This is a genomic window from Streptomyces sp. NPDC001514 (assembly GCF_053597075.1).
This window is the reverse complement of the sequence record NZ_JBSFHO010000007.1, coordinates 34376-59849: the sequence shown is the minus strand read 5'-3', so window position 1 is coordinate 59849 and position 25474 is coordinate 34376. Positions and strand designations below refer to the sequence as shown.

The 25474-nt window shown below is 71.9% G+C and carries 28 protein-coding genes; 18 read left to right on the top strand and 10 right to left on the bottom strand.

All coding sequences use genetic code 11. The features are described from left to right. The first annotated feature begins 33 nt into the window (after window positions 1-33). The gene (locus ACWCXB_RS10285; RefSeq protein WP_450721069.1) at window positions 34-1422 is read left to right on the top strand and encodes a hypothetical protein; all 1389 of its coding nucleotides are present in this window, start codon (window positions 34-36) and stop codon (window positions 1420-1422) included. Between the two features lie 34 nt (window positions 1423-1456). Here ACWCXB_RS10285 and ACWCXB_RS10280 read toward each other — a convergent pair whose 3' ends face one another. Beyond that, complete coding sequence (locus ACWCXB_RS10280) at window positions 1457-1861, bottom strand: VOC family protein (protein ID WP_450721352.1); 405 nt, start codon at window positions 1859-1861, stop codon at window positions 1457-1459. A 467-nt stretch (window positions 1862-2328) separates the two neighbouring features. Between ACWCXB_RS10280 and abc-f the strand changes: the two genes are divergently transcribed. The 3 genes from abc-f (at window position 2329) to ACWCXB_RS10265 (ending at window position 5585) form a co-directional block, all read left to right on the top strand. Further along, complete coding sequence (gene abc-f / locus ACWCXB_RS10275) at window positions 2329-3927, top strand: ribosomal protection-like ABC-F family protein (protein ID WP_450721067.1); 1599 nt, start codon at window positions 2329-2331, stop codon at window positions 3925-3927. Between the two features lie 477 nt (window positions 3928-4404). Continuing rightward, window positions 4405-4626, top strand: coding sequence for a helix-turn-helix domain-containing protein (locus tag ACWCXB_RS10270; protein ID WP_006123601.1), 222 nt, complete (start codon window positions 4405-4407; stop codon window positions 4624-4626). A 158-nt stretch (window positions 4627-4784) separates the two neighbouring features. Then, a complete protein-coding gene (locus tag ACWCXB_RS10265; protein ID WP_450721065.1) occupies window positions 4785-5585 on the top strand; it encodes an enoyl-CoA hydratase/isomerase family protein in 801 nt (266 codons plus the stop codon). 55 nt (window positions 5586-5640) lie between these two features. Here the strand turns inward: ACWCXB_RS10265 and ACWCXB_RS10260 are convergent, their stop codons facing one another. Beyond that, on the bottom strand, window positions 5641-6327 hold the full coding sequence (locus ACWCXB_RS10260; RefSeq protein ID WP_450721063.1) for a hypothetical protein: 687 nt from the start codon (window positions 6325-6327) through the stop codon (window positions 5641-5643). A gap of 163 nt (window positions 6328-6490) precedes the next feature. Between ACWCXB_RS10260 and ACWCXB_RS10255 the strand changes: the two genes are divergently transcribed. The 6 genes from ACWCXB_RS10255 (at window position 6491) to ACWCXB_RS10230 (ending at window position 9284) form a co-directional block, all read left to right on the top strand. Beyond that, window positions 6491-6955, top strand: a complete 465-nt coding sequence (locus tag ACWCXB_RS10255; RefSeq protein ID WP_450721061.1) for an Asp23/Gls24 family envelope stress response protein — start codon at window positions 6491-6493, stop codon at window positions 6953-6955. A gap of 28 nt (window positions 6956-6983) precedes the next feature. Then, window positions 6984-7175 (top strand): hypothetical protein, encoded by a 192-nt coding sequence (locus ACWCXB_RS10250; RefSeq protein ID WP_450721059.1) that lies wholly within the window; start codon window positions 6984-6986, stop codon window positions 7173-7175. Window positions 7176-7181: 6 nt separating this feature from the next. Next, the gene (locus ACWCXB_RS10245; protein WP_450721057.1) at window positions 7182-7553 is read left to right on the top strand and encodes a hypothetical protein; all 372 of its coding nucleotides are present in this window, start codon (window positions 7182-7184) and stop codon (window positions 7551-7553) included. Further along, the gene (locus ACWCXB_RS10240) at window positions 7550-8263 is read left to right on the top strand and encodes a DUF6286 domain-containing protein (protein WP_450721055.1); all 714 of its coding nucleotides are present in this window, start codon (window positions 7550-7552) and stop codon (window positions 8261-8263) included. Before ACWCXB_RS10245 ends, ACWCXB_RS10240 begins: the two co-directional genes overlap by 4 nt. Before the next feature lie 5 nt (window positions 8264-8268). Next, window positions 8269-8847 carry an alkaline shock response membrane anchor protein AmaP gene (gene amaP / locus ACWCXB_RS10235; RefSeq protein WP_450721350.1) on the top strand — a complete coding sequence of 193 codons (579 nt, stop codon included), beginning with the start codon at window positions 8269-8271 and terminating at the stop codon, window positions 8845-8847. Window positions 8848-9092: 245 nt separating this feature from the next. Beyond that, entirely contained in the window at window positions 9093-9284 is a 192-nt protein-coding gene (locus ACWCXB_RS10230) for a DUF6381 family protein (RefSeq protein ID WP_450721053.1), read from the top strand. Window positions 9285-9427: 143 nt separating this feature from the next. On the opposite strand, the gene ACWCXB_RS10225 is transcribed toward ACWCXB_RS10230, so the two are convergent. The 5 genes from ACWCXB_RS10225 to ACWCXB_RS10205 all read right to left on the bottom strand — a co-directional run bounded on the left by ACWCXB_RS10225 (window position 9428) and on the right by ACWCXB_RS10205 (window position 13448). Continuing rightward, window positions 9428-10183, bottom strand: coding sequence for an SDR family oxidoreductase (locus tag ACWCXB_RS10225; RefSeq protein ID WP_450721052.1), 756 nt, complete (start codon window positions 10181-10183; stop codon window positions 9428-9430). 48 nt (window positions 10184-10231) lie between these two features. Further along, window positions 10232-11038, bottom strand: coding sequence for an SURF1 family cytochrome oxidase biogenesis protein (locus ACWCXB_RS10220; RefSeq protein WP_450721348.1), 807 nt, complete (start codon window positions 11036-11038; stop codon window positions 10232-10234). A gap of 129 nt (window positions 11039-11167) precedes the next feature. Continuing rightward, window positions 11168-11401: a hypothetical protein gene (locus tag ACWCXB_RS10215; protein WP_450721050.1), complete on the bottom strand. Its 234-nt coding sequence runs from the start codon at window positions 11399-11401 to the stop codon at window positions 11168-11170. A 182-nt stretch (window positions 11402-11583) separates the two neighbouring features. Then, entirely contained in the window at window positions 11584-12567 is a 984-nt protein-coding gene (locus ACWCXB_RS10210) for a DEDDh family exonuclease (RefSeq protein WP_450721048.1), read from the bottom strand. Window positions 12568-12824: 257 nt separating this feature from the next. Then, the gene (locus ACWCXB_RS10205) at window positions 12825-13448 is read right to left on the bottom strand and encodes a TetR/AcrR family transcriptional regulator (protein WP_450721046.1); all 624 of its coding nucleotides are present in this window, start codon (window positions 13446-13448) and stop codon (window positions 12825-12827) included. 131 nt (window positions 13449-13579) lie between these two features. Here ACWCXB_RS10205 and ACWCXB_RS10200 point away from each other — a divergent pair, with 131 nt between their 5' ends. From ACWCXB_RS10200 to ACWCXB_RS10165, 8 genes are all read left to right on the top strand, one after another. Next, window positions 13580-14386 carry an acetoacetate decarboxylase family protein gene (locus tag ACWCXB_RS10200; protein ID WP_450721044.1) on the top strand — a complete coding sequence of 269 codons (807 nt, stop codon included), beginning with the start codon at window positions 13580-13582 and terminating at the stop codon, window positions 14384-14386. Beyond that, entirely contained in the window at window positions 14383-15267 is an 885-nt protein-coding gene (locus ACWCXB_RS10195; RefSeq protein ID WP_450721042.1) for an SDR family NAD(P)-dependent oxidoreductase, read from the top strand. The genes ACWCXB_RS10200 and ACWCXB_RS10195 overlap by 4 nt, the downstream gene beginning before the upstream one ends. A 32-nt stretch (window positions 15268-15299) precedes the next feature. Then, on the top strand, window positions 15300-16634 hold the full coding sequence (locus ACWCXB_RS10190) for an amidohydrolase family protein (protein ID WP_450721040.1): 1335 nt from the start codon (window positions 15300-15302) through the stop codon (window positions 16632-16634). 3 nt (window positions 16635-16637) lie between these two features. Next, entirely contained in the window at window positions 16638-17864 is a 1227-nt protein-coding gene (locus ACWCXB_RS10185; protein WP_450721038.1) for an amidohydrolase family protein, read from the top strand. Between the two features lie 25 nt (window positions 17865-17889). Further along, window positions 17890-18600, top strand: a complete 711-nt coding sequence (locus ACWCXB_RS10180) for a VIT1/CCC1 transporter family protein (protein ID WP_450721036.1) — start codon at window positions 17890-17892, stop codon at window positions 18598-18600. Between the two features lie 136 nt (window positions 18601-18736). Continuing rightward, on the top strand, window positions 18737-19636 hold the full coding sequence (locus ACWCXB_RS10175) for a sterol desaturase family protein (RefSeq protein WP_450721034.1): 900 nt from the start codon (window positions 18737-18739) through the stop codon (window positions 19634-19636). Further along, entirely contained in the window at window positions 19633-20313 is a 681-nt protein-coding gene (locus ACWCXB_RS10170; protein WP_450721032.1) for a lysoplasmalogenase, read from the top strand. The genes ACWCXB_RS10175 and ACWCXB_RS10170 overlap by 4 nt, the downstream gene beginning before the upstream one ends. Window positions 20314-20333: 20 nt before the next feature. Further along, window positions 20334-21377 (top strand): zinc-dependent alcohol dehydrogenase family protein, encoded by a 1044-nt coding sequence (locus ACWCXB_RS10165; RefSeq protein WP_450721030.1) that lies wholly within the window; start codon window positions 20334-20336, stop codon window positions 21375-21377. 101 nt (window positions 21378-21478) lie between these two features. Here ACWCXB_RS10165 and ACWCXB_RS10160 read toward each other — a convergent pair whose 3' ends face one another. The 3 genes from ACWCXB_RS10160 to ACWCXB_RS10150 all read right to left on the bottom strand — a co-directional run bounded on the left by ACWCXB_RS10160 (window position 21479) and on the right by ACWCXB_RS10150 (window position 25342). Beyond that, window positions 21479-22132, bottom strand: a complete 654-nt coding sequence (locus ACWCXB_RS10160; protein WP_450721028.1) for a hypothetical protein — start codon at window positions 22130-22132, stop codon at window positions 21479-21481. A 211-nt stretch (window positions 22133-22343) separates the two neighbouring features. Beyond that, the gene (locus tag ACWCXB_RS10155) at window positions 22344-23717 is read right to left on the bottom strand and encodes a CoA transferase (protein ID WP_450721026.1); all 1374 of its coding nucleotides are present in this window, start codon (window positions 23715-23717) and stop codon (window positions 22344-22346) included. 89 nt (window positions 23718-23806) lie between these two features. Then, the gene (locus ACWCXB_RS10150) at window positions 23807-25342 is read right to left on the bottom strand and encodes a S8 family peptidase (RefSeq protein WP_450721025.1); all 1536 of its coding nucleotides are present in this window, start codon (window positions 25340-25342) and stop codon (window positions 23807-23809) included. Window positions 25343-25474: the final 132 nt, after the last annotated feature.

Genomic DNA, 25474 nt, shown 5'->3' with positions numbered 1-25474 from the left:
GGCTTTCGGGCCGTCAACGGGAAGACTGCACCCGTGACGTCCCGTAACCTGCGCGACTCCAGACTCCGTCTTGTCCGCCCTCGTCCCACCGTCACGGCCCGCCGCGCCGTGTCGAACCGGCGTACGCGCCCCGCTCCGCGCCCGCCCGAGGGCACTCCGCCGGCCGCGGAACTGGCCCGCCAGGCGCGCGAGGTCCTCGCCGACGCGGTCCGTGTCGCCCGCTGGGCCGCCGCCGAGCGGGGCGCGGCGGTCGGTCCTGCCGCGCTGGAACGGACCGCGGACGCACTGGAGTTGACACCGGAACAGGTGGGCGCGGGCTGGGACCGCGCCCGGCTCGCCGGACTGGTGGAACTCCACGGCGACACGGCCCGTCCCGGCTGGCGGCTGAACGCCTGGGACCGCGACGACACCGCCGTGCTGCGCGGCTGGGTCGCCCTCTTCGACGCCTGGTCCCTCGTCCACCCCGCGCCCGCCGATGTCGCCCCCGCAGCGGTCGCGGAGGTCGTCGAAGCCGTTCCCCAGGTGCTCTCTCTCCTCCAGCTCTCCGCAGGACCCGTGCTCGTACCGGCCCTGCTCGATCTGCTCCAGCAGCGCGTCGTGGAACTCCGCGAGGAGCGCTGCGAAGTGCCCTACGGGCCACTGCCCGACTCCGTCCCGGCCGGCCCCGGCGCAACCGCCTCCGCCGCGGCCGACTCCGACGTCCCCCTCTCCGCCCTGCTCGACTGGGCCCTGGAGGGCCTTGCCGCGGTCGGCGCGCTCACCCTCGGTCCGGGCCAGGCCACGCTCACCCCGCTCGGCAACTGGGCGGTCTGGGTCAAGCTCGAACAGATCTGCGTCGCCGCCCAGAGCCCTGCGGGCCATATCGAGCAGTCCGCCGAGGACATGCTCCGCGCCTGCGCCGGGCTCACCCCCGGCCCCGCCCGTGACGAGTACCGCGCCTGGCTCGCCGCCCGTACCGTCTCCAGCGCCGTCACCGAACTCCTCGCCGCCGCCCGCGGCGAGGACGCCCTCCTCCGCGGCCTCGCCTTCGAGGCGCTCCGGGTCGTCGGCGCCCCTGCCGAGGCCGGAGTGCGCGCCGCCGCCGAAGAGCCGTCCCTGCGCCCGTACGCCCTGCTCTGGCTCGCCGAGTACGAGGGAGCGGACCCCGAGGACACCGCCGAGGTGCTCACCCGTGAGGAGGCGACCTGGCTCTGGGTCGACACCGCGGCCGCCGTCGCCGACCACGGCGAGACCGCACTGCTGGTCCGTCACCTCGACTCGGCCGTCCAGGGCACCGTTCCCGCCCTGCTGGACGAGGTCAGGGCCGTCGGCCACCCGCGCACCGTGCAGGTCCTGGTCGCCCTCGCGGCCGCCCACCCCGACCCCGCCCTCGCCAAGGCCGTCCGCCGGGCGGCCTTCCAGGTGCACACGGGAGGCGCCTGACAGCGGGCCCCGAAGCAGACGGGCCCGGGCGGCGCTAACCCTCCGCCGCGCCCGGCCGGTACGTCCCGAAACTCCAGACGTTGCCCTCCACGTCACGCGCCACGTACTCCCGGGAGCCGTAGTCCTGGTCGGTGGGCGGCATCACGATCTCCACCCCGTGCTCCACGGCCCTGCTGTGGTGCGCGTCCACGTCGTCGACATGGACGAAGACGCCGGCCGGACCCCCGCCCTCCATCAGCTTGTCGAACTGGCTCCCCGTGCCCTTGCTGCCGAGCATCACCATCCCGTTCCCGTACGACAGCTCGGCGTGGACGACCCTGCCGTCCTCGCCCTCGTACACGGCGCTCTCCGTGAAGCCGAAGGCCTCGGTGAGCTGCTTGATCGCGGCCTTGGCGTTCACGTACACCAGCGTCGGACAGATGCCCGGTGCCTCCGCCATCTCGATCACCCCTAACTCCTCGCTCGACGACAGGAATGTGATCTGACTCTCAGTCTGGCAGGGGGCACTGACAATGCCCGGCACCCGAGAACGGCAGCGTCGTCGGCACGGTCGGCGGAAGGTGTTCGCGACAGCGCCGTCAGCGGAAGCGGAAGGTGTCGCACCGGGCCATGTCGCCCGTGCGGTGGCCGTTGTGCGACGCACATCCCTGACCTCGGAGGTGTCCGGGTCGGCGCGGTCGTCGAACTGCATGCCCAGAGTGTCGATCAGCACCGCGCGCTCCGGCCGTTCTGCGGCCTTCGTGCACGCCTTGGTGGCCGCCCCACCGTGGGGAGAACCACACAAAACCGGTTGCACACGCCCGGTAGACTGACCCGTATGGCAATTCTCCTTGTGGATTAGACGGCGTCGAAGCTGCCGCACGCCCCGTCGTCCTTCCGCCGTCCGTCCCGCCCTGGAGTTTTACCGTGATCACCGCTTCCGGCATCGAGCTGCGTGCCGGCGCCCGCATCCTCATCGAGTCCGCCACCTTCCGTATCGCCAAGGGCGACCGCATCGGCCTCGTCGGCCGCAACGGAGCGGGCAAGACCACCCTCACCAAGTGCCTTGCGGGCGAAGGCATCCCCGCCGCCGGCCAGATCGCCCGCTCCGGCGAGGTCGGCTACCTCCCGCAGGACCCGCGCACCGGCGACCTCGACGTCCTCGCCCGCGACCGCATCCTCTCCGCCCGCGGCCTCGACGTCCTGATCCGCAAGATGCGCGACAACGAGCAGCGCATCGCCACGGGCAAGGGCACCACGCGCGACAAGGCGATGAAGCAGTACGAGCGCCAGGAGACCGAGTTCCTGACGAAGGGCGGTTACGCGGCCGAGGCCGAGGCCGCCACCATCGCCGCCGCGCTCAACCTGCCCGACCGCGTCCTCGGCCAGCCGCTCCACACCCTCTCCGGCGGCCAGCGCCGCCGTGTCGAGCTCGCCCGGATCCTCTTCTCGGACGCCGACACGCTGCTCCTCGACGAGCCGACCAACCACCTCGACGCCGACTCGATCGTCTGGCTGCGCGACTACCTGAAGACGTACCGCGGCGGCTTCATCGTCATCTCCCACGACGTCGACCTCGTCGAGACCGTGGTCAACAAGGTCTTCTACCTCGACGCGAACCGCTCGACCATCGACGTCTACAACATGGGCTGGAAGCTCTACCAGCAGCAGCGCGAGGCCGACGAGAAGCGCCGCAGGCGGGAGCGGCAGAACGCCGAGAAGAAGGCCGCCGCGCTCAACGCCCAGGCCGACAAGATGCGCGCCAAGGCCACCAAGACCGTCGCCGCTCAGAACATGGCGCGCCGCGCCGAGCGGCTGCTCTCCGGCCTCGACGAGGTCCGGGTCGCCGACAAGGTCGCCAAGCTGCGCTTCCCCGAGCCCGCGCCCTGCGGCAGGACGCCGCTCATGGCCGAGGGCCTGTCCAAGTCGTACGGCTCCCTCGAGATCTTCACCGACGTGGATCTCGCGATCGACAAGGGGTCCCGCGTCGTCATCCTCGGCCTCAACGGCGCCGGCAAGACCACGCTGCTGCGCCTCCTCGGCCGCGTCGAGAAGCCCGACACCGGCCAGGTCGTCGCGGGGCACGGCCTCAAGCTGGGCTATTACGCCCAGGAGCACGAGACCCTCGACCCGGACCGCACGGTGCTGGAGAACATGCGCTCCGCCGCGCCCGACCTCGACCTCGTCGAGGTCCGCAAGACGCTGGGGTCCTTCCTGTTCTCCGGCGACGACGTCGACAAGCCGGCCGGGGTGCTCTCCGGCGGTGAGAAGACCCGGCTGGCCCTGGCCACGCTGGTGGTCTCGTCGGCGAACGTGCTGCTGCTCGACGAGCCGACCAACAACCTGGACCCGGCCAGCCGCGAGGAGATCCTGGGGGCTCTGCGCACCTACAAGGGCGCGGTCGTGCTGGTCACGCACGACGAGGGTGCGGTCGAGGCGCTGCAGCCGGAGCGGATCATTCTGCTGCCCGACGGGGTCGAGGACCTGTGGGGCGCGGACTACGCGGACCTCGTCGCACTCGCCTGACCCGGGCCGCCCGGCAGCGCAGGGACCGGCTGTGCCGTGACCTGTCCGGCTCCGTCCGGCAGCGCTCGGACCGGGCTGTGCCGCGACCGGGCGGGCTCCACCCGGCAGCGCTGCGGCCCGCTGTGCTCCGACCGGGCGGGACTGATCCACTTCGTATGGATCATTCGGCTCATGAGTGATCCTTCATCTGAGTGAGTGCGTCTCGTACCTCGGCGTGGCGATCTGCCGAAACGGTCCGCCGGGGCCGGCCGGTACCCGGAACCGCACCGTCCGGACCACAGCGGCCCTGACCTGGAATTTCACCCTGTGAGACGCCGGAACGTCTCGGCAGCCAGCCCCGGAATTGCGGATTCCGTTCGTGACGGCGGTCTTGTGCCCGGCAAAGCTTGTCGCACGGACCTTGTCGAATGGGTGGCCATGAAGCCCTTGAGGGGTGATCATGAGAGTCCAGAGCGCACTTCCCATGAGGAGGCACGGGTGGCCGAGACTCTGAAGAAGGGCAGCCGGGTGACCGGCGCCGCGCGCGACAAGCTCGCGGCAGACCTGAAGAAGAAGTACGACTCCGGTGCGAGCATCCGGGCGCTGGCCGAAGAGACCGGCCGCTCCTACGGATTCGTCCATCGGATGCTCAGCGAGTCCGGAGTGACGCTGCGGGGACGCGGCGGAGCGACGCGCGGCAAGAAGGCCGCCTCGGCCTGACGGCCGGGAGCGGGCAGCTGCCGAGAGCGGAGTGTGAGGCCGGCCGGCCGATTCCGGTGCCGGCCACCCGGTCGACCGTGGGGTCGGCCGGGTGGTTACTGTGCAGTCACTTAACCGTCGCTGCACCGACTGCACCGCACCGGAACCGGAGGCACCTCATGACTTCGCTCGACTCGCTGGACTCTGTGCTCGACAAGGACGGCGTACGGCTCACCGTCGAAGACGCGGTGGCCACGGTGACCCTCACCAACCCGGACAAGCGCAATGCCCAATCTCCCGCTCTCTGGCGGGCGTTGACGGAGGCCGGGCGGTCACTGCCGGGCAACGTGCGGGTCGTCGTGCTGCGCGGTGAGGGCAAGTCCTTCTCCGCGGGGCTCGACCGGCAGGCTTTCACGCCCGAGGGCTTCGACGGGGAGCCGTCGTTCCTCGATCTCGCGCGCGGCTCGGACGAGGAGCTGGACGCGGTCATCGCCGAGTACCAGGAGGCGTTCACCTGGTGGCGCCGCAACGACATCGTGTCGATCGTGGCGGTCCAGGGCCATGCGATCGGTGCCGGGTTCCAGCTCGCCCTCGCCTGCGATCTGCGGATCGCCGCACAGGACGTGCAGTTCGCCATGCGCGAGACCGGTCTCGGTCTGGTCCCGGATCTCACCGGGACCCACCCGCTCGTCTCGCTCGTCGGCTACGCCCGCGCGCTCGAGATCTGCGCCACCGGACGGTTCGTCCAGGCCGACGAGGCGGAGCGGATCGGCCTCGCCAACCTCGTCGTGCCGGCCGCCGAACTCGACGCGTCCGTACGCGACTTGGCGGCCGCGCTGCTCGCAGCGCCGCGTGACGCGGTGATCGAGACCAAGGCGCTGCTGCGGGGTGCCCAGGAGCGTACGTACGAGGAGCAGCGCACGGCCGAGCGGGCCGCCCAGGCCCGGCGCCTGCGGGACCTCGCGGGCCTCGCGGACTGAGGGCGCTCCGCGCCTGCGCCCCGCCCGCACGGCGGGGCGTCACTCCGCAGCCCTCTCAGGCCCCGGTCGGCACATCCGTGATCAGGACCGCCACCGGCACGGGCGACGGGAGCACCGGAGTGACCGCCTCCCGGACGGCCAGCGCCACCGCCAGGGGGTGGTGGCCGCGTGCCGTCGCGCATTCGATGTGCACGGACGACTCCTCGATGCGGACCGGCACACCCAGCGTGCCCGTGAGGTGGGCGACGCCCGGCACGGCGGCTGCCGTGGTGCCCACCTCGCCCTGTGGCGTCACCGCGGGTACGCCGGCCGACGGACTCGCCGGCTCCGCCTCCGGTACGGCGTCCAGCAGCGCCGTCACCCGCAGGTCGACCTCGGTCACGGCGAGGTCCAGCCGCTCCACGGCCGCGGTGTGGAGGGCCGCGCGGAGACGGTCCGCCACGGCCGGGATCGGCTCGTCAGATGCCGCCGCGAAATCCGCGTCGATGCGCAACAGGCCCGGCGGCAGAGCCCCGGGCGGGGGCGGGACCACAGGTTCAGCCGCCAGTTCCGGATCGGCGAGCGCGATCCGCAGCCGGCCGACCGCGGCGCCGCGCACCTCCTGCGCCGCCACCGCGCGCAGTACCGCCTCCGCCGCGCGCTCCGTCAGCCAGGCACCGTCCGCCGCGCCGCCGAGGGGGAGAAGTCTGCCCAGCCCCAGCCGGGCACGTACCGCCCCGGCCCATCCGCCCGCCGTCGTCATCGCGCGCACTCCGTCATCGCCTGGGCCTCGTCATCGCCTGCGCCCCGTCATGGCTTCCGCCTCGTCATTGCTCCAGCCTGCCGCATCCCCGGCGCGAGACCGGGCAAGCACACTTAGTGTGGTCAGCGGAGTCAGGAGTCCACCACCGCCCGGAAAGGGACGTATGGGCATGACCGAGACTGACGTCAATGTCAAGAAGGAGCCGTCCGGCCCGGTCAGGCGGGGGGGCGGAGACCCGGGAACCCGGGGCCGTACCACCATCGCCGACGGCGTCGTCGAGAAGATCGCCGGACTCGCGGCCCGGGACGTGCTCGGTGTCCACGCCATGGGCAGCGGAATCTCCCGTACGTTCGGCGCCGTCCGCGACCGCGTGCCCGGTGGCGGCGGGCGTTCCAGCGCCACCCGTGGAGTGAAGGCGGAGGTCGGCGAGGTCCAGACGGCGCTCGACCTGGAGATCGTCGTCGACTACGGGGTGGCGATCTCGGATGTGGCCCGTGCCGTCCGGGAGAACGTCGTCGCCGCGGTGGAACGCATGACCGGACTCGAGGTCGTCGAGGTCAACATCGCGGTCAGCGACGTGAAACTGCCGGAAGAGGAAGAGGAAGAGCCGGAGCCGCGGATTCAGTAGCGGAGCGAGCTCACGAGAGGAGCTCACGATGAGCATGGCGGTGGCCGGCCTGCTGGCCGGCATGGCGCTCGGCTTCGCCGGATACTTCGGCGGTTTCGGTGCCTTTCTCCTGGTGGCCGCGCTCGGCGCGGTCGGGTTCGTGGTCGGCCGCATCCTGGACGGCGACCTCGAACCGGGCGACTTCTTCCGGAGCCGCGAGCACGGCGACCGGCGGAGGTGACACGGCGTGGCCGCGGAGTCGACTCCGCCCGTGGCGACGAAGGGGATCGAGGCGCCCGAGCGGGGAGCGACGACGATCGCCGACCGGGTCGTCGCGAAGATCGCCGCGCAGGCGGCGCGGGAGGCCCTCGCGCACCTACCGGAGGGTGGCGAGGCCCCCCACGCCACGGTCACGGTGCACCATGACCACGCACGCGTGCGGATCAGTCTCGAACTCGAATACCCCTCCGACATCGGCGAGCAGTGCCGTGCGGTGCGTCGCCGTGTCACGCAGCGGGTAGAGGCGTTGGCGGGGATGGACGTGCCCGAGGTGGCCGTACAGGTCGAACGGCTGCACTCCGTCCATACGCGCCGGTCGGCCCAGGGGAGGCTCCGATGACCGAACCCGAGAAGGGAACCGGACCGGTGACGGGGCCGGTGTCAGGACCCGCGTCGTCGGGGGCCGGGGCGGGCCCCGCGCCGGGATCCGTGAAGGAAAAGGAACTGGACCAGTCGGCCTCGGCCGCCGCGTACCGGCCCGCCGCGGTGGACGAGGGCGACCGCCGTGGACGCTTCTGGTCCAAACGGCGGATCCCGGCCGGGCTGCTCGCTGCGGCGGTGACCGTCGGCGCGGGGCTGCTCCTGTACGACGTCGCGGCGGTACGGGCCCACCGGCCGGCCATGGCCTGGCGCCAGTCGCTCGCCGACCGCCTGGAGCGCTGGCCCCTCGACAACCCCTGGGTGCTGGTGGGCGCGGGCGTCGCGACGGCGCTCGGCGTGTGGCTGATCGTGCTCGCCGTGACGCCCGGGCTGCGGGGACTGCTGCCGATGCGGCGGGCCGCGGCGGACAAGGACGTACGGGCCGGACTGGACCGGGAGGCCGCCGCGCTGGTGCTGCGCGACCGGGCGATGGAGGTGTCCGGGGTGCAGTCCGTACGGGTACGGATGGGGCGGCGGCGGGTCGGGGTGCGGGCGGTGTCCCACTTCCGTGAACTCGACGACGTACGGGCCGACATGGACGCGGTGCTCGGTGCGGGCATCCGGGAACTCGGGCTGGCCCATCCGCCGGCGCTGTCCGTGGTCGTCCGACGGCCCGCGAAGAAGGGATGACGGGGATGCTCGGCGTCGTCAATCGCGTGCTGCTCGGCCTCGCCGGGCTGGTGCTGCTCGCCGTCGGGGGAGCGGTGCTCGCCGCCGGGTTCGGTCTCGGGGTGCCGTCCTGGTGGCCCTGGTCGGGGCCGGACGACGTCCTGCTCAGCGCAAGCGCCCGGCACCGGTGGCGGGCCGAGGGCTGGTGGTGGCCGGTCGTCATCGCGGCGCTCGCGGTCCTCGTCCTGCTCGCCCTGTGGTGGCTTCTGGCGCAGCTGCGCCGCTCCCGCCTCGCGGAGGTCCTCGTCGAGAGCGGCGACGGCGAGGGTGCGCTGCTCCGGGGACGCGCGCTGGAGGCCGTTTTCGCGGGCGAGGCGGAAGACCTGGAGGGAGTGGCCCGCGCCCGGATCGCCCTCCACGGCCGCCGGACGGCGCCGACGGCCCGTGTCCGTCTGCTCCTGGAGCCCTACGCGTCCCCGGGCGAGACCCTTCACCGCCTCTCGACGGAGGCCCTGACCCACGCGCGCGACTCGGCGGGTCTCGCGTCCCTGCCCTCGGAGGTCCGCCTCCGCGCGGAGAAGCACCGCGCGCGCCGCGTGACGTGACGGGGCGGGACCCTGTCGGCCTGGCGCCCGTCCCCCTCTTCCGCCACCCGCCCCTTCCCGAACCGGGTGGCGCCGACGGCGGCGACCGCGGTCCAGTATCCGGCGGCCTGGCGCGGGGGTTCGGGGCGCATCGGGGTGCAGGGGCCGACCTGTGGGATCGCGCTCGGCGATCGTTCGGGATGCGGGGGTGCGGGGGCGCTGGTTGGCTGGAGGTGCCCGCTCATCCCGACGTCCGAGGAGTGACCATGAGCGTTGCAGGCGAATCCGGTGGGCGCGTCCGGCAGATGCGTCAGAAGGCAGAGGAATTGAAGCAGGCTGCGGAACGGGCGACCGACCCGGAGGAGCGGCAGCGGCTCCAGGACAAGGCCCGCAGGCTGCAGGAGCAGAGCGAGCAGGAGAGCGCCATGGGTGCGGGGGACATATTCCCCCAGGAGTAAGCACTCAGGCACTCACCGGCCGGTGGCTGCTCGCGACACACCAGACGCGAGCAGCCACCGGCTACGTGCGTACGCACCCCCCACGGAAGCCCCCGGGAGCCTCCGGAAGCCGCCCCGGCCACAGGCCGCCCCCGGCGCCTTGCTCAGAAGCCGTGCCGGGCCCCGCCGTCCACCGGGAGCATGATGCCCGTCAGGTACGACGCCGCCGGGGACAGCAGGAACGCCGCCGTACGGCCGAACTCATCCGGAGTGCCGTAGCGCCGCAGCGGAATGCGGGACTCGTTGGCTGTGCGGGCAGCATCCGCGTCGCCCGAGAGGGCGTCGAGTTCGCGGACGCGGTCCGTGTCGATGCGGGACGGGAGAAGCCCCACGACCCGAATGCCCCGCGGGCCCAGTTCGTCGGCGATGGACTTGGCGAAGCCGGCCAGGCCGGGGCGGAGACCATTGGAGATGGTCAGGCCCGGGATCGGCTCATGGACCGAGCCGGACAGCACGAACCCGATGACCCCGCCGTCGCCGAGTGCCTCCGCCGCGCCCCGCGCCAGCCGCACCGCGCCCAGGAAGACCGCCTCGAACGCCGACTGCCACTGCTCGTCCGTGTTGTCCGCGACGAAGCCCGGCGCCGGGCCGCCGACGCTGATCAGGATGCCGTCGAAGCGGCCGAAGTGCTCCCGCGCCGCCGCGATCAGGCGCTCGGCGGCCGCCGGGTCGGCGTTGTCCACAGCGATGCCGACCGCGTGCGGGCCCAGTTCGGCGGCGGCTTCCGCGACCGGCTTCTGCTCCCGCCCCGTGATGATCAGCTTCGCGCCTTCCGCGGCCAGGGCCCGCGCCGCCGCGTTCCCCAGCCCCCGCGTCGCTCCTGTGACGACGTACACACGGTCCTTCAGTCCAAGATCCATGGGCTCTATCCTGCCGCCTCGTACGCGGCCGGCGACAGTCCGGGAACGTTACGCGGCTGCCGTGACGGACTTGGTCGCCTCCGACTCGCCCGCCTCCGACTCGCCCGCGGCCGCTGCGCGGTCACGCTTCTCGCGACGTACGAGGATCACCCAGCCGACCGGCACACCGGCCGCGAACAGCCACCACTGGATCGCGTACGCCATGTGCGGGCCGATGGAGTCGTGGTCGGGGTCGGGGATCAGCTCGGGCGAGCCCCCGGCAGGTTCCGGCGCCGTCTGCTCCAGATAGCCGCCGAGCACGGGCCGGCCGAGGCTCTTCGCCTGCTGCCCGCTGTTGATCAGCATGATCTGACGGGGCGGCAGCCCGGACAGATCCTTGATCCCGCTGGAGCTCGTCGTCTGATCGGCCATGAGCCGCCCGGTGACGGTCACCTCGCCCTTGGGCGCCGGCGGCACCTCGGGGAAGGCCGCCTGGTCGGCCGCGGCGGGCACCCAGCCCCGGTTGACGAGGACCGCGCGGCCGTCGGTGAGGATCAGGGGGGTCAGTACGTGGAAGCCGATCCGGTCGTCGGCGTTGGTGCGGCGGCGCACGACGACCTCGTGGGCGGTGTCGTACGTACCGGTCGCGGTGACCCGCCGCCAGTAGTCGGCGCGCGGGACGGTGTGGCCGGGGGAGGTGAGCTCGGTGACCGGGACGGGCCGGGCGGTGAGGTTGTCCGAGATCAGCTTGTTCTGCACGACCCGGTGCTGGTGCCGGTGCAGCTGCCAGAAGCCCAGCTCGACCATCGCCGGGATGAGGACGAGGATGATGAGGGTGAGGATCACCCACTGCCGGGACAACAGGAAGCGGTACACCCCATGACCGTACAACTCGGCCATGGGGCGCTCGGAGGGAGGGGTCCTGGGAGTCCGAGGGGTCCGGGAGCCCGCGGCGGGAGGTTCAGGCCTTGCCGGAGGGAGGCTCAGACCCTGCCGGTGGGAGGCTCAGACCTTGTCGACGATGCCTGTCCTTCCGTCGGCGCGGGCGCAGTGGGCGCCGCAGTACCAGTGGCCGTCGGCCTCGACGCCCTGGCCGATGATCTGGACCCGGCAGTGTTCACAGACGGGCGCCATCCGGTGGATGGCGCAGGAGAAGCAGTCGAAGACGTGCACCGCGCCCTGCGCGTGCACCTCGAAGGACATGTCGTAGTCGTTTCCGCAGACCTCGCAACGTGCCATGGGCCGCATGCTGCGGAGCGCGGGGCACCGGAGCAAGATCCATGCTGGCGGGTCGGCGCGGCCGCACCCGACCGGCGCAGCGGGTCCCTGTTCCCGGGACGCACCGCCGCGGCACGCACCGCCGCGGCACGCACTGCCGCGGCGTCACGGCCGTCGCCGAGCACCCGGACGACGGGCCCGCGTCAGCCCTCAGCCGCGGCCACGTCCCTCAGCAGCTGAGTGAAGGCCGCCTCGTCGACGATCGGCGTCCCGTACGACTTCGCCCTGACCGTCTTCGAGGTCGCCGCGTCGGGGTCATTGGTGACGAGCAGGCTCGTCAGCCGGGAGACGCTCGTCGCGACATGGAGCCCCGCCTCGATCGCGCGGTCCTCCAGGAGCTCGCGCTCGATGGACGTATCGCCCGAAAAGGCCACCCTCATGCCCTGCTTGAGCGGTTTGTCCGGCTCGTAGCGGCCGGGGTTGGGGTACGGACACGCGGGACGTCTGCGCGACGGGCGCCAGCTGTTCGGCCGGTACGAGGACTCCGACGCCTGCCGGCCGATGCGCGGGGCGGTGGGTGCGGACGACCACTCGGTCAGCGGCCGGCACTCCAGCAGAGGCAAGCGCACCCCGCGCTCGGCGGCCGTGTGCAGGCTCGGCCGGAACGCCTCGGCCAGCACCCGTGCGTCGTCCAACGCATTGTGGGCGCGCTGCTGGACGACACCGAAGTGGGCGGCCAGCGACTCCAGCTTGTGGTTGGGCAGCGGGAGCGCGAGCTCTTTGGAGAGCGCGATCGTGCAGAGCCGCTGTCGCACCGGCGCGACGCGCTCCGCCCGTGCGTACTCCCTGGCGATCATGGACCAGTCGAAGATCGCGTTGTGCGCGACGAGGACCCGGCCGTCCAGTCGGTGCGCGAACTCATGGGCGATATCGCTGAAAAGCGGCGCGCCTTCCAGTACATCGCTCGTCAGCCCATGGATCCATACCGGCCCCGGATCACGCTCCGGATTCACCAGCGTGTACCAGTGGTCCTCGACGTTTCCCTGGGCGTCCAGGCGGTAGACGGCAGCCGACACTATCCGGTCGTCGCGGGCGAGTCCGGTGGTCTCCACGTCGACGACCGCGTACCCCTGGGGATACGCGGTCGGCCACGCTGCTGCTGTCGTACGGTCGTCGAGCATGGTCACAGAGCTTACGGGCCACCTCTGACAAGGCCGTCCCGGCCCGGTCGCGACAGGCTCGGCCACCGCGACCGGCTCGGCCGAGCGCCACCCACAAGGTCCCCCGCCGTCGGCCGTTCCGGCCCTGCGTCTCCGTCAGCCCCGCACTCGGGTGGGGAAGTCCGTGCGAAGTATGAGAAGGAAGCACGCCAGCGGAGCCGACCCCGCGTACGGACGAACCCCCGGAGGGGGGCGGCCGGCCCGCCATCGATGTGATCCCCGCTCTAGTTCCCGTGCGCGAGCAGCGACTCCACCAGTGCTTTCACGGAGACGCTGAAGAGCTTCTCCGGGTCGGCGGGCCGTGCCAGCGCACGGGCCAGGGCCGGATCGTGCTCGGCGGTCTCGGTGTCCCACAGCTCCTCCTCGCCCGGAGACTGCACGGGCGCGCGCTCGCGGTTCCGTTCCACCAGGACGAAGCCGACGATCTGGAACTGCACCGCCCGTACGGCGTCGGCGGCGCGCGCCCCGCGCAACCCGGCGGCGTGCACCTCGTGGACGAGCGCCCGCTGCGCGGGCAGGAACATCCGCTCGGTGAGCCCGCGCTCATGGACCATCGCGATCAGATGCGGCCGTGCGCGCAGCTCGCGACGCAGGCGGCGGGCGACGGAGACGATCCGGGCGGCCGGAGTACGCCCTGACGGGCGGATCGCGCCCATCTCCTGGACGGTGCGCTCCACGAGCGCGTCAAGCAGTGACTCCCGGTTGCCGACATGCCAGTAGATCGATGTGACGGCCGTGCCGAGCTCGGCAGCGAGCTTGCGCATCGTGAGGGCGTCGGGGCCGTGCTGCTTGACGAGAACCGCAGCTGTGTCCAGCACCTCGTCGCGGGTCAGGGCAGTGCGCGGCATGAGGCCCCCATTCCGGTGCGTGCACGGCTCTTTACCCTTCATCGTCGCCGGTGTAACTGTGTTACAGAACCGACCCCCCGACGACGAAACGACGAACGACGAAACGACGAAACGACGAAGGGTGGTACGACATGGCACGCGTACGGTACGGCGCGCGCACCGAGGCCGAGATCGCGGCCGCCCGCGCCGCCGGTGCCAAGCTCCCCGACATCTGGTCCACGGGCGTCGTGGCGGTGTGGGAGACCGACCCGGACGCGGTCGCGGCCGTCCTGCCGCCGCCGCTCAAACCCACCGAACGCCCGCTCGTACGGGCCAACATCAGCAAGGTCGATCTGCCCGGCTATCCACTCGGCGCGGGCTCCGTCGCCGTCGCCGCCGCCCACGGCGACCAGCAGGGCTGGTATCCGCTCGTCATGCCGATGACCCATGAGCGTGCCCTCATCGGCGGCCGTGAGGTCTTCGGCGAGCCGAAGAAACTGGGCGAAGTCGGTGTCGAGCGCGACGGCCTGGTCGTACGAGCGTCCCTCACCCGGCACGGCATCGCGTTCGTCGAGGTACGGGGCGCGGTGTCCGGGCCCCTGCCGCTGCCAAGGCCCACCGAGAAAGTGGACTTCTACTTCAAGTTCCTTCCGGCGGTGGACGGTGCCGGCTCGGGCTTCGACACCGACCCGGTCCTCGTCCACTGCGTACGCAACGAGAAGTTCCGCAAGCTGGAGCAGCTCACCGGCGACGTCGTCCTGCGCGAGTCGATGTACGACCCGGTCGCCGACCTGCCCGTACGCAAGCTGGTGGAGCTCACCATCGGTGAGAAGACCACCGACCAGAAGGGCCGCGTGGCCGAACGGGTCAGCGCCCAGGCCCTTCTGCCGTACATCCACCAGCGGTACGACGACCCGCAGCAGATCCTCGACGGACCGCCGGAGGGGAGCGTCCGGTGAGGCTCGAGGAGGGACAGGTCGCCGTCGTCACCGGCGCGGCGAGCGGCATCGGACTGGCCATGGCGCGGCGGTTCGCCGCCGAGGGTCTGCGGGTCGTCCTCGCGGACGTCGAGGAAGCCGCCCTGCGCAAGGCCGAGGACGATCTCGTCACGGGCGGTGCGCATGTCCTCGCGCGGGTCGTGGACGTATCGGACCGCGACTCCGTACAACGGCTCGCCGACGCCGCGTACGAGACCTTCGGCGCCGTCCATGTCCTGTGCAACAACGCGGGGGTCGGCTCCGGGGCCGAGGGCCGGATGTGGGAGCACGAGCCGAACGACTGGAAGTGGGCCTTCGCGGTCAATGTGTGGGGTGTCTTCCACGGCGTCCAGGCCTTCGTCCCGCGCATGATCGCCGGTGGCGAGCCCGGCCATGTCGTCAACACCTCGTCCGGCGACGGCGGGATCGCCCCGCTGCCCACCGCGTCCGTGTACGCCGTCACCAAGGCGGCCGTCGTGACGATGACCGAGTCGCTGTACGCGCACCTGCGGGCCGAGGGAGCCGCGGTCGGGGCCTCCGTGCTCTTCCCCGGCCCGCACATGCTCCGCACCGGCCTGTGGGAGTCGCACCGCAACAGGCCGTCGCGCTACGCCAAGGAGCGGCCGCGCAGGACCCCTTACCGCAGCCTGGACCAGTGGGAGGGGGCGATGAGGGCCGCCGGGCACGAGGTGACGTTCACGCCGGTGGAGGAGGTCGCCGAGCACGTCGTGGACGGGATCAGGGCCGACCGCTTCTGGATGCTCCCGGCGAGCGAGCACAGCGACCGCCAGATCCGGGCGCGATCGCAGTCGATGCTCGACCGCGCCAACCCGTCGTACCTGGAGAGCTTCATTCTCGACTGACCGCGCTCGCATTCCTGACCGAGGGAGCCGTGATGACGGACCCGAACGACCCGCACCCGAACGACCCGCACCCGAACGACCCGCACGCGAACGCGAACGACCCCTACCTGATCATCTCCTCCGACTGCCACGCAGGGCTGCCGACCGAGCAGTACCGGCCCTACCTCGACGCCCGCTTCCATCGCCACTTCGACGAGTTCCTCGCCGGGCGCGACCGCCGCCGGGAGGAGATGACCCGACTCGGCGTACGCAACGAGGCCTTCGCGAACAAATGGTTCAGCGACAACGAGGAAGGCCTGCGCGGCGGCTGGGACGCCGCACAGCGGCTCAAGGAGCTCGACGGCGACGGGGTGGCCGCCGAGGTCGTCTTCCCCGACGCGGACGCTGTCGACAGCCGGACCGCCGCGCCGTTCGGCGTCGGCCTCGGGCTCTCCGGCGACCAGGACCCGGACCTCGGCATGGCGGGCGCGCAGGCCCACAACCGGTGGCTGGCGGAGTTCGTGTCCGAGAACCCCGAACGGCACTGCGGAGTCGCGCTCCTCCCCGTGACCGGCGAGGTCGACAAGGCCGTCGCCGAGATCCACCGGGCCAAGGAGTCCGGGCTCGGTGCGCTGATGATCCCGTCGATGTGGGCGGACAAGGCCCCGTACCACGACCGGCGTTACGACCCCGTCTGGGCGGCCGCCGCCGAGACCGCCATGCCGCTCGTCACCCACTCGGGCGCCGCCCCGCGTCATGAGTACGGCGACCACCTCGGGATCTACGTGTCCGAGGTGACCTGGTGGCCCGCCCGGCCGCTGTGGTTCCTGCTCTGGTCCGGGGTCTTCGAGCGGCACCCCGGCCTGAGGTTCGGCGTCGCGGAGTCGGGCTGCTGGTGGCTGCCGAATCTGCTCTGGTTCATGGACCGGCTCTATCTCGGTGCGCACGGCGGCAAGAAACTCTCGCCGTTCGCGGAGCTTCGGCGGCCGCCGAGCGAGTACCTGGACCGTCAGATCTTCATCTGCGCCACCAACACCAAGCGGCGCGAACTCGCCCAGCGCTACGAGATCGGCATCGACAACATCCTCTGGGGCTCCGACTTCCCGCACCCCGAGGGCACCTGGCCCAACACCCGCGCCTGGCTGAAGAACACCTTCCACGACATCCCCGTCGCCGAGACCCGTCGCATCCTCGGCCTCGCCGCCGCCGAGGTCTTCGGCTTCGACACCGGCAAACTCGCGCCGATCGCGCGCCGCATCGGCCCGACCCCGGCCGACCTGGGCCAGCCCGACGACCAGACGGCTGTCGAGGCGTCCTGGGCGCGCTCGCGCGAGGTCGGCCGCCACTGGCTGACGGACCACGACTTCCCGGTCCTGGGGGTGAACTGACCGATGAGCGACCGCTACACGGTCATCTCCGCCGACTGCCACGCCGGCGCGGACCTGCTCGACTACAAGCCGTACCTGGAGAAGCGCCACCACGACGACTTCGACGCGTGGGCGGCGACGTACGTCAATCCGTACGAGGACCTGCTCGCCGACACCGCCGACCGCAACTGGAACTCCGACCGCAGGGTCGCCGAACTGGAGGCCGACGGCGTCGTCGCCGAGGTCGTCTTCCCCAACACCATCCCGCCCTTCTTCCCGTCCGCATCGCTGATGGCACCGGCGCCGACGCGCGAGGAGTACGAGCAGCGGTGGGCGGGGCTGCGCGCCCACAACCGCTGGCTCACCGACTTCTGCTCCCTAGTCCCGGGCCGCCGCGCGGGCGTCGCACAGATCCTGCTGAACGACGTGGACGAGGCGGTGGCCGAGGTCCGCCGGGCCAAGGAGGCGGGCCTCAGCGGCGGGATCCTGCTGCCCGGAGCCCCGCCCGGTTCGGGCATCCCGGAGCTGTACTCGGCGACGTACGACCCGTTGTGGGCGGTGTGCGAGGAGCTCGACGTACCGGTCAATCACCACGGCGGTTCCGCGTCGCCTCCGCTCGGCGACGAACCGGCCGCGCGGGCCGTGTTCATGGTGGAGACGACGTGGTTCTCGCACCGGGCGCTCTGGCATCTGATCTTCGGTGGTGCCTTCCGCCGCCACCCGGGGCTGAAGCTCGTCCTGACCGAGCAGGGCTCGGGCTGGATCCCGGCGGTCGTCGAGATGCTGGACTACTACCACGGCCGGCTCGTCGCCGCGGCGTCCCGGGCCTCCACCGCGGAGTCCAAATTCGGTGCGGGTCTCGCCGCCTCGATGGGCAAGGGGCCCAGCGAGGTCTGGCGCGACAACTGCTTCGTCGGCGCGAGCTTCATGCGCCCCCACGAGGTGCCGCTGCGTGACCGGATCGGCCTGGACAAAATCATGTGGGGCAGCGACTACCCGCACGACGAGGGCACGGCCCCCTACTCCCGCGAGGGCCTCCGTATCGCCTACGCGGGCCTGCCGCGCGACGAGATCGCGGCGATGGCGGGCGGCAACGCGGCGCGGGTGTACGGCTTCGACCTCGCCTTCCTCGACGAGATCGCCGCCGTCCACGGCCCGACCGTCGAGGAGATCGCCGAACCCCTGAAGGAGGTACCGGCCGACGCCACCAGCCCCGCCTTCGCGGCGGGCGGGTCGGTACGCGTCTGGTGACCGCCCGGGATGAGACCCTCCCCGAGTGACCGAACCGACGCACCACGAGCCCCACGGCGAATCCCTCGGCATCCGCCTCAACTGGCTGCGTGCCGCGGTACTCGGCGCCAACGACGGCATCGTCTCCACGGCGGGCCTCGTCGTCGGCGTCGCGGGCGCGACCAGCGACCGGGCGGCCCTGCTCACGGCCGGCCTCGCCGGACTGCTCGCCGGCTCCATGTCCATGGCGACCGGCGAGTACGTCTCGGTCTCCACCCAGCGCGACTCGGAGAAGGCGGCGCTGGCGGTCGAGAAGCGTGAGCTGCGCGAAGAGCCGGAGGCCGAACTCGACGAGCTCACCGACCTGCTGGAGGACCGCGGCCTCACCCGCGACCTCGCCCGCGAGGCCGCGATCCAGCTCACCGAACGCGACGCCCTGCGCGCGCATGCGCGGGTCGAGCTCGGCATCAACCCGGACGAGCTCACCAACCCCTGGCAGGCGGCCGGCGCGAGCTTCCTCGCCTTCACGGCCGGAGCCCTGCTCCCCCTGCTGGCGATCGTGCTGCCGCCGTCCTCGTCCCGGCTGTGGGTGACTGTCGTCTCGGTGCTCGTCGCCCTGACCTTCACCGGCTGGTGGAGCGCCCGGCTGGGGGCGGCGCCGGCACGGCCGGCGATGGTGCGGAACGTGGGCGGGGGAGCGCTGGCGATGGGGGTGACGTACGCGGCGGGGTCGCTGCTGGGGGCGGCGGGGGTGTAGCGGTCCCTGCACCACGGACGACGCCCTACGGCAGCCCGCTTGGCGGAAGTCGCCAAAGGCCGCTGACAGCTCGTCCCCCATACTTGTTGGTAACGGCATCTAGCCGCGCCGGCACACGCACCTCTACGGTGCCCGCATGCCGCCCAACCTGCCCGATGTCGTGCTGTGGTCGATACCAGCCTTCGTCCTGCTCACCGTCCTGGAGATGGTCAGCTACCGGCTCCATCCCGACGAGGAGGCCGCCGGCTACGAGACCAAGGACGCCGCCACCAGCATCGGCATGGGGCTCGGCAGTCTGGGCTTCGACCTCCTCTGGAAGATCCCGGTCATCGCCGTCTACACGGCGGTGTACGAACTCACCCCGCTCCGCGTCCCTGTCCTGTGGTGGACCATCCCCCTGATGCTGCTCGCGCAGGACTTCTTCTACTACTGGTCCCACCGCGGTCATCACGTCATCCGGATCCTGTGGGCCTGCCACGTCGTCCACCACTCCAGCCAGAAGTTCAACCTCAGCACGGCGCTGCGCCAGCCGTGGACCGGGTTCACCTCCTGGCCGTTCTACCTCCCGATGATCGCCTGCGGTGTCCACCCGGCCGCCCTCGCCTTCTGCTCCTCCGTGAACCTCGTCTACCAGTTCTGGATCCACACCGAGCGGATCGACCGGCTGCCGCGGCCCTTCGAGTTCGTGCTCAACACCCCCTCCCACCACCGGGTCCACCACGCATCCCAAGGCGGCTATCTGGACCGGAACTTCGGCGGGATCCTGATCGTCTGGGACCGGCTCTTCCGGTCCTTCGCTGCCGAGACCGAGCGGCCCGTGTACGGGCTCACCAAGAACATCCGGACGTACAACCCGCTGCGGGTCGCCACGCACGAGTACGTCTCCATCGCCCGTGACCTGAGGGCCGCGCGCACGTGGCACGAGCGGGCGGGGCGGCTGTTCCGGGGGCCCGGATGGGAGCCGGGCCCGGCGGGCACCACGGCGGCGCCGGTCTCCGCCGCGACGGCGGAGACCGCGGCGGAGCCGGCCGCGTGAGCGCCGCAGCACGCACCCGCGAGGGCCTCGCCCGGCTCCTGCCGGTGCTCTTCGCGGCCGCCGTACTGCTCGACCTCGGCGCGATCCTCGCCGGCTGGCGGACCGGGCACCTGATCGCCAAGCCGCTGCTGATGCCCCTGCTCGCGGCGTACGCGGCGGTCCGTGGCGCGCCCCGCCCGCTGATCGCGGCCCTGCTCTGCGGCTGGGCCGGGGACGTGCTCCTGATGGCCGGCGCCGACCGGGCGTTCCTCGTCGGGATGGGGCTCTTCGCCGCGGGGCACGTCTGCTACCTCGTGCTCTTCGGCCGGGTGCGTACGAGTCCGGCGCTGGGCATCGCGTACGGCGTGTTCCTCGTCGCTGCCGTGGGGCTGCTCTGGACGGACCTGCCGGCGGAGCTGCGGATCCCCGTCGGTGTCTACTCGCTGCTGCTGACCGCCATGGCCTACCGGTCGAGCGGGCTCGGGTGGACGGCCGGGGCGGGCGGGGCGCTGTTCCTGGTCTCCGACATGCTCCTGGCGACCGGGATCGCCGAATGGCCGCAGCTTCCGGCACCCGACTTCTGGATCATGCTCACCTACGTGGGAGCGCAGTACCTGCTGACCACGGGCGCCCTCGGCGCATTCGGGTGCGCGCCCGTACCCGACCGGGCGTACCGTGAGCCGCGTACTGCCGTCTGAGAAGCAAGGACACGCCCGTCATGCGCGCCACCACGATCCACGCCCCGTTCGACATGCGCGTGGAGGAGGTTCCCGACCCGGAGCTGCGGCAGCCGACCGACGTCGTGGTGCGGGTCCTGCGGGCCTGTATCTGCGGCAGCGACCTGTGGGCCTACCGCGGCGAGTCGGAACGGCAGCCCGGTCAGCGCATCGGCCATGAGTTCCTGGGCATCGTCGAGGAGGCGGGCACCGAGGTGACCGGCTTCGCGCCCGGTGACCTGGTCGTCGCGCCGTTCGTCTGGTCCGACGGCACCTGCGAGTACTGCGCCGAGGGGCTGCAGACGTCGTGCCCGCAGGGCGGCTTCTGGGGCTCGCCCGGCTCCGACGGCGGCCAGGGCGAGGCCGTGCGCGTGCCCTTCGCCGACGGCACCCTCGTCAAGCTCCCCGCCGGCGCCGCGTCCGACGAGCGGCTGCTCACCGCGCTCCTCGCACTCTCCGACGTCCTGGGCACCGGCCATCACGCCGCCGTCGGCGCGGGCGTCACCCGGGGCAGCACCGTAGCGGTCGTGGGCGACGGCGCGGTCGGCCTGTGCGGGGTGCTCGCCGCGAAGCGGCTGGGCGCCGCGCGGATCATCGCGCTCGGCCGCCACCAGGTGCGTACGGACATTGCCAGGACCTTCGGTGCCACGGACGTCGTCGCGGCGCGCGGGGACGAGGCCGTGGCTGCCGTACGCGAGCTGACCGGTGGTCAGGGCGCGCACGCCGTCATCGAGGCCGTCGGCACCGAGCAGTCCATGCGCACCGCCGTCGGGATCACCCGCGACGGTGGCGCCATCGGCTACGTCGGCGTCCCGCACGGCAGCGGCACCGGCCTCGACCTCGGCGTCATGTTCGACCGCAACATCGCGCTGCGGGGTGGCGTCGCGCCCGTCCGCGCGTACATCCCCGAGCTGCTGCCGGACGTCCTCGACGGCACCGTCGACCCGTCCCCGGTCTTCGACCTCACCGTCGGCCTGGACGGCGTCCCCGACGGCTACAAGGCGATGGACGAACGCACGGCCCTGAAGGTCCTGGTCAAGCCGTAGCGCGATGTGTGCGGCGAGGGTGGGCGTGGTGGTGCCTGCCGCAGGCCCATTCCCATCCCCGCCCGCACAGGAGTCACCCGCGAACGGGGCCTCGGCGCCACTCAGCGGGGGACGAGCATGTACGTGTTCTCCAGCTCGTCCTGCACGACGTGGGCCTCGCCCTCGACCGTGCGAATGGTCAGGTCGTCCTCCGGGGTGCGGACCCGGTAACGCCAGCCTTGCGGGAGCTGCAGCCGTTCGCCGAGCACGGCCAGGGAGTCCATCGTCAGGCTGTCGTCCACGATATGGGAGTACGTCTGCATGACGTAGGTCCGGTCGCCCGGAGCGAGCAGTTCGTGGACGGGTTTGCCGCTGTGCAGGACGTACTCCGTGTCCCGTTCGACCGTGGCATCGACGTAGAAGTTCTTGGACTGCGTGCTGGTGAGGCCGAGCTCCTGGGGGATGCGGAGCTCCGCCACCAGGCGGGCCTCCAGGCCGTCGAACATGGCTGTGTCCCCCCACGCGAACGCCGTGATCTCGTCGACCACCCAGAAGCGCGGGCCGTTCAGAAACACCATCGGCACCCGGAACTGTTCCGCCAGCGAGCGGGGGTCGAGCGCCTTCCACCGCTCGGGTGGACAGTCGTTGAGACCGAGAGTGTTGTAGACCGCCGCCTTGAGGGCTCCGCCCTCGTCCGGCGAGATGAGCAGGATCTCGCCATAGCGAGCGTTCCGCAGACCGCTCAGATGCCGGGGTGCCTTCGATGAGTGCGGCATGACTTCTCCTGTCCGTTCCTGTCCGTGGCTTCGTCACCGTCCAGAGCAAGCTGGGTGAGCCTCAGCTCCTCAGCTCCTCATCCGCTCAGCTCCGTCGAGGATGGCTCGATCCGCGGCCACCGGACGTCAGGGGCCGATGGTGGGCGCGTCGCGGAGTCCCGGCCCGTTGGCATGCCCCAGGGGGCGGGGAGAGAAGCCCGCCGAAGGCGGCCTACGCCCAATTCGGCGCGTCCGCGCCCCACACGCCCGGCGGGCGTGACCAGTCCGCCGGGCCGCCTTCGAACGACACCGGCGACAGCGCGTACCGCAGCCTGCCGAGCGGGCTGTCGGTCTCGGCCAGCCGGCGGCCGGGATCGTACGTCCCGGCGTCGCCGCCGGCCTCGGCCGGCAGACCATGCGTCAGAAAGCGGGCGGTACGCGCCAGCGCCAGCCGTACGAGACGGGTGCCGCCCTCCCCCTCCTGCTCGGTCAGCGACCGCAGGACCGCCGCCGCGAGCAGATACCCGGTGCCGTGGTCGAGTGCCTGCGCGGGCAGGGCGCCCGGACGGTCCGGGGAACCCTCGGCGACGGCGATCCCGCTCGCCACCTGTACGAGGCTGTCGAAGCCTCGCCGACCGCCCCACGGCCCGTCGTCGCCCCACGCCGACAGCTGTGCGACGACCAGACCGGGCCGGGTGAGGCCGTGGCCGTCCAGCGCACCGGGGCGGTAGCCGGTGACCAGCACATCGGCACCGTCGAGGAGCTCGTCCAGGGTGCGCCGGTCCGCCGGGCTGTCGAGGTCCAGCGTCGCGGACCGCTTGCCGAAGCCGGTGTCGGCGTGCTGGTCGGGGAGCTCGGGCAGCCGGGGCGGGTCGATGCGCAGCACGTCCGCGCCGAGCAGCGCGAGCGTCCGCGTGGCGACCGGGCCCGCGATGACCCGGGTCAGGTCGAGCACCCGCAGCCGGCGCGACCGGCGCCGCGGGGCCGCGTCGTCGAGCCGCTCCCGGGTGAGCAGCGGCTGCCGGGCCGCCAAGGCGCCCTGCGGGTGCGCCGCCCACTCGTCGGGGGTGCGCAGGGCGACGGCGAGGCCGCCCGCCGCATACACCGCCTCCTCGACGTCCAGTGACTTCCGCGCGGCGAGCGCGCTCTCCACCCCGTCCTCATCGGTGTCCAGCGCGGCGAGCAACGCCGCTCGGTGGTGCGGGTAGTTGGCGTGCGTACGCACCCAGCCGTCGGCCGTGCGCCAGAACCGGGACAGCGGGGCGAACGTCACCGGAGCCCGCCCGTCCACCAGCAGATGCCGCTCGCTGACGAATGCCGTGGCGACCGCGGCGTCGTCGACCCGCACGGCAGGGATCGGGCCCCCGGCGCCGAGCGCGGCATGTTCCGCCGCCGCGAGCGAACACACCGCGACCGTGGCGCGGGCCAGTCCCATGACGGGAAGCCGGGCCGCAAGCAGGCCCTGCGGACCGCTGTACGAGATACGGCCGGTCAGCTCGGGGTCACCGCCGAGGGCCGCCCACAGCTGCTCGGCTCCGTGCGAAGTCCCGTCCGGAGTCCCTTCCGGAGTCCCGTCCGGAGTCCCGTGCGAATGAATGTCGCTCATGGCTGCACTATGGCACTCCGTGCCACCCCATGGCACGGGAAAGGGCCCGGACGCGATCCCCCACGCCCGGGCCCCTCAGCACAACTCGCTTACCGGCGAACCGCGTCCAGCGCGTCCGTCAGCCCGGTCCCGTAGAACCCGTTCTTGGCCGTGCCGCCCTCGCACACGGCGTCGACGGTGCCGTCGCCGTTGATGTCGTACGGCGCGCCGCACGCCGTGTCGTCGGCCTGCGCGTACAGCAGCGCCTTGACCGCAGCCGCCGAGGCGTGCGGGTGCGTCGACTTGATGAGCGCGGCGACACCCGCGACATGCGGGGACGCCATCGACGTACCGGCCTTGTAGCCGTACCCGCCGTTCATCACCGTCGACAGGATCAGGCCGCTCGTGGCCGGGGCGTCCGGCTTCTGGTAGGCCGTCGAGTCGCCGCCGGGCGCCGAGATGTCGATGGTGCCGTTGCCGTAGTTCGAGTACGACGACTTCAGACCCTTGGCCCCGGTCGCGGAGACGGTGACGACACCCGGCAGCATGGTCGGGTAGTCGAAGCACTCGCGCGGGTTGATGACGCGCGTCACCGGCGTGGTGTCGTTGGGGCTGGTGGTGTCGGTCAGCTCGTTCGCGGCCAGGTCCATCCGCGAGTTGCCGGCCGCGGCGACATTGACCGCGCCCTTGCGCTCCGCGTACCGCGACGCCCGGGTGACCGACTCGATGAGGGCCTTCTGGTCCTCGTCGTTCTTGCAGGCGAACAGCCACGGGTCCGTGTAGTAGCTGTTGTTGGTGACGTCGACGCCGTGCTCGGCGGCCCAGACGAACCCGCAGACGACCGACTCGGTGTAGAAGAAGCCGTCGGGGTTGGCCACCTTGATGCCCGACACCTTGACGCCGGGGGCGACGCCGGTCACGCCGACGCCGTTCTTCGCGGCGGCGATGGTGCCCGCCACGTGGGTGCCGTGGTCGCTCTCGCCCGCCGCCGGCCGCCACGAGCCGGGGGTCGTGTCCGGCGCGCCGGACACGCAGTTGGCGGACGCCTTGACGTCGAAGTTCGGCGCGAGGTCGGGGTGCGTGTCGTCGACGCCCGTGTCGATGACGGCGACGGTGACGTTCCTGCTCCCCAGCGTCTTCTGGTGGGCCTTGTCCGCCTTGATGGCGGGCAGGTCCCACTGCAGCGGCTCGAACGGGTCCTGCTCGCCCGTGGCCTCCGCCGCCGCCTGGGCCGCCTCGGCGGTGCCGAGGGGCTGCTCGACGTCGATGGCCGTGTCGGTCTGCGGGGCCAGCGGGTTGGTGCGGGTGGCGCCCGCCGATGTGACGCCCCTGACCGTGCGGATCTGCTTCGCGAAGTCGGGGTTCTGCGAGTGGACGACGATGACGCCGATCTGGTCGTAGGCGATCACCACCGTTCCACCGGCCTTCGCGATCGCCCTCTTCACGGCCTTGGCGGTGGAGTGACCGCCATGCGTGTTGACGACGTACGACAGCTTCGGACCGTCCGTGGTGACGGCGGCCGGGGCGGTGTCGTCGAGGGAAGCGGCCGACGCCGCACCCGAGGGCAGGAAACCGAGCGAGGCCGTGAGCGCCAGACCGGCGGGCAGAGCTATTGCGCGCGTCCGTCTGGATCGCAGATGAGCCATGGGTTCTCCACATCATCCGTAAAGCCGCCCAGACACCCGGTGCGAATGGGCGGGTACATGACGAGTGAAGTTATCCCGATCATCGGGGTACATCAACGACTTCCGATGGAAACCCTGACGAGAAGGACCGGA

Coding starts and splice junctions, on each gene's coding strand:
- ACWCXB_RS10155 (WP_450721026.1), bottom strand. CDS start 23,717: ATGAGCGACATTCATTCGCACGGGACTCCGGACGGGACTCCGGAAGGG.
- ACWCXB_RS10205 (WP_450721046.1), bottom strand. CDS start 13,448: ATGCCGCGCACTGCCCTGACCCGCGACGAGGTGCTGGACACAGCTGCG.
- ACWCXB_RS10165 (WP_450721030.1), top strand. CDS start 20,334: ATGCGCGCCACCACGATCCACGCCCCGTTCGACATGCGCGTGGAGGAG.
- ACWCXB_RS10215 (WP_450721050.1), bottom strand. CDS start 11,401: ATGGCACGTTGCGAGGTCTGCGGAAACGACTACGACATGTCCTTCGAG.
- ACWCXB_RS10280 (WP_450721352.1), bottom strand. CDS start 1,861: ATGGCGGAGGCACCGGGCATCTGTCCGACGCTGGTGTACGTGAACGCC.
- ACWCXB_RS10240 (WP_450721055.1), top strand. CDS start 7,550: ATGACCGAACCCGAGAAGGGAACCGGACCGGTGACGGGGCCGGTGTCA.
- ACWCXB_RS10190 (WP_450721040.1), top strand. CDS start 15,300: ATGACGGACCCGAACGACCCGCACCCGAACGACCCGCACCCGAACGAC.
- ACWCXB_RS10230 (WP_450721053.1), top strand. CDS start 9,093: ATGAGCGTTGCAGGCGAATCCGGTGGGCGCGTCCGGCAGATGCGTCAG.
- ACWCXB_RS10185 (WP_450721038.1), top strand. CDS start 16,638: ATGAGCGACCGCTACACGGTCATCTCCGCCGACTGCCACGCCGGCGCG.
- ACWCXB_RS10175 (WP_450721034.1), top strand. CDS start 18,737: ATGCCGCCCAACCTGCCCGATGTCGTGCTGTGGTCGATACCAGCCTTC.
- amaP (WP_450721350.1), top strand. CDS start 8,269: ATGCTCGGCGTCGTCAATCGCGTGCTGCTCGGCCTCGCCGGGCTGGTG.
- ACWCXB_RS10225 (WP_450721052.1), bottom strand. CDS start 10,183: ATGGATCTTGGACTGAAGGACCGTGTGTACGTCGTCACAGGAGCGACG.
- ACWCXB_RS10200 (WP_450721044.1), top strand. CDS start 13,580: ATGGCACGCGTACGGTACGGCGCGCGCACCGAGGCCGAGATCGCGGCC.
- ACWCXB_RS10160 (WP_450721028.1), bottom strand. CDS start 22,132: ATGCCGCACTCATCGAAGGCACCCCGGCATCTGAGCGGTCTGCGGAAC.
- ACWCXB_RS10260 (WP_450721063.1), bottom strand. CDS start 6,327: ATGACGACGGCGGGCGGATGGGCCGGGGCGGTACGTGCCCGGCTGGGG.
- ACWCXB_RS10255 (WP_450721061.1), top strand. CDS start 6,491: ATGGGCATGACCGAGACTGACGTCAATGTCAAGAAGGAGCCGTCCGGC.
- ACWCXB_RS10265 (WP_450721065.1), top strand. CDS start 4,785: ATGACTTCGCTCGACTCGCTGGACTCTGTGCTCGACAAGGACGGCGTA.
- ACWCXB_RS10250 (WP_450721059.1), top strand. CDS start 6,984: ATGAGCATGGCGGTGGCCGGCCTGCTGGCCGGCATGGCGCTCGGCTTC.
- ACWCXB_RS10150 (WP_450721025.1), bottom strand. CDS start 25,342: ATGGCTCATCTGCGATCCAGACGGACGCGCGCAATAGCTCTGCCCGCC.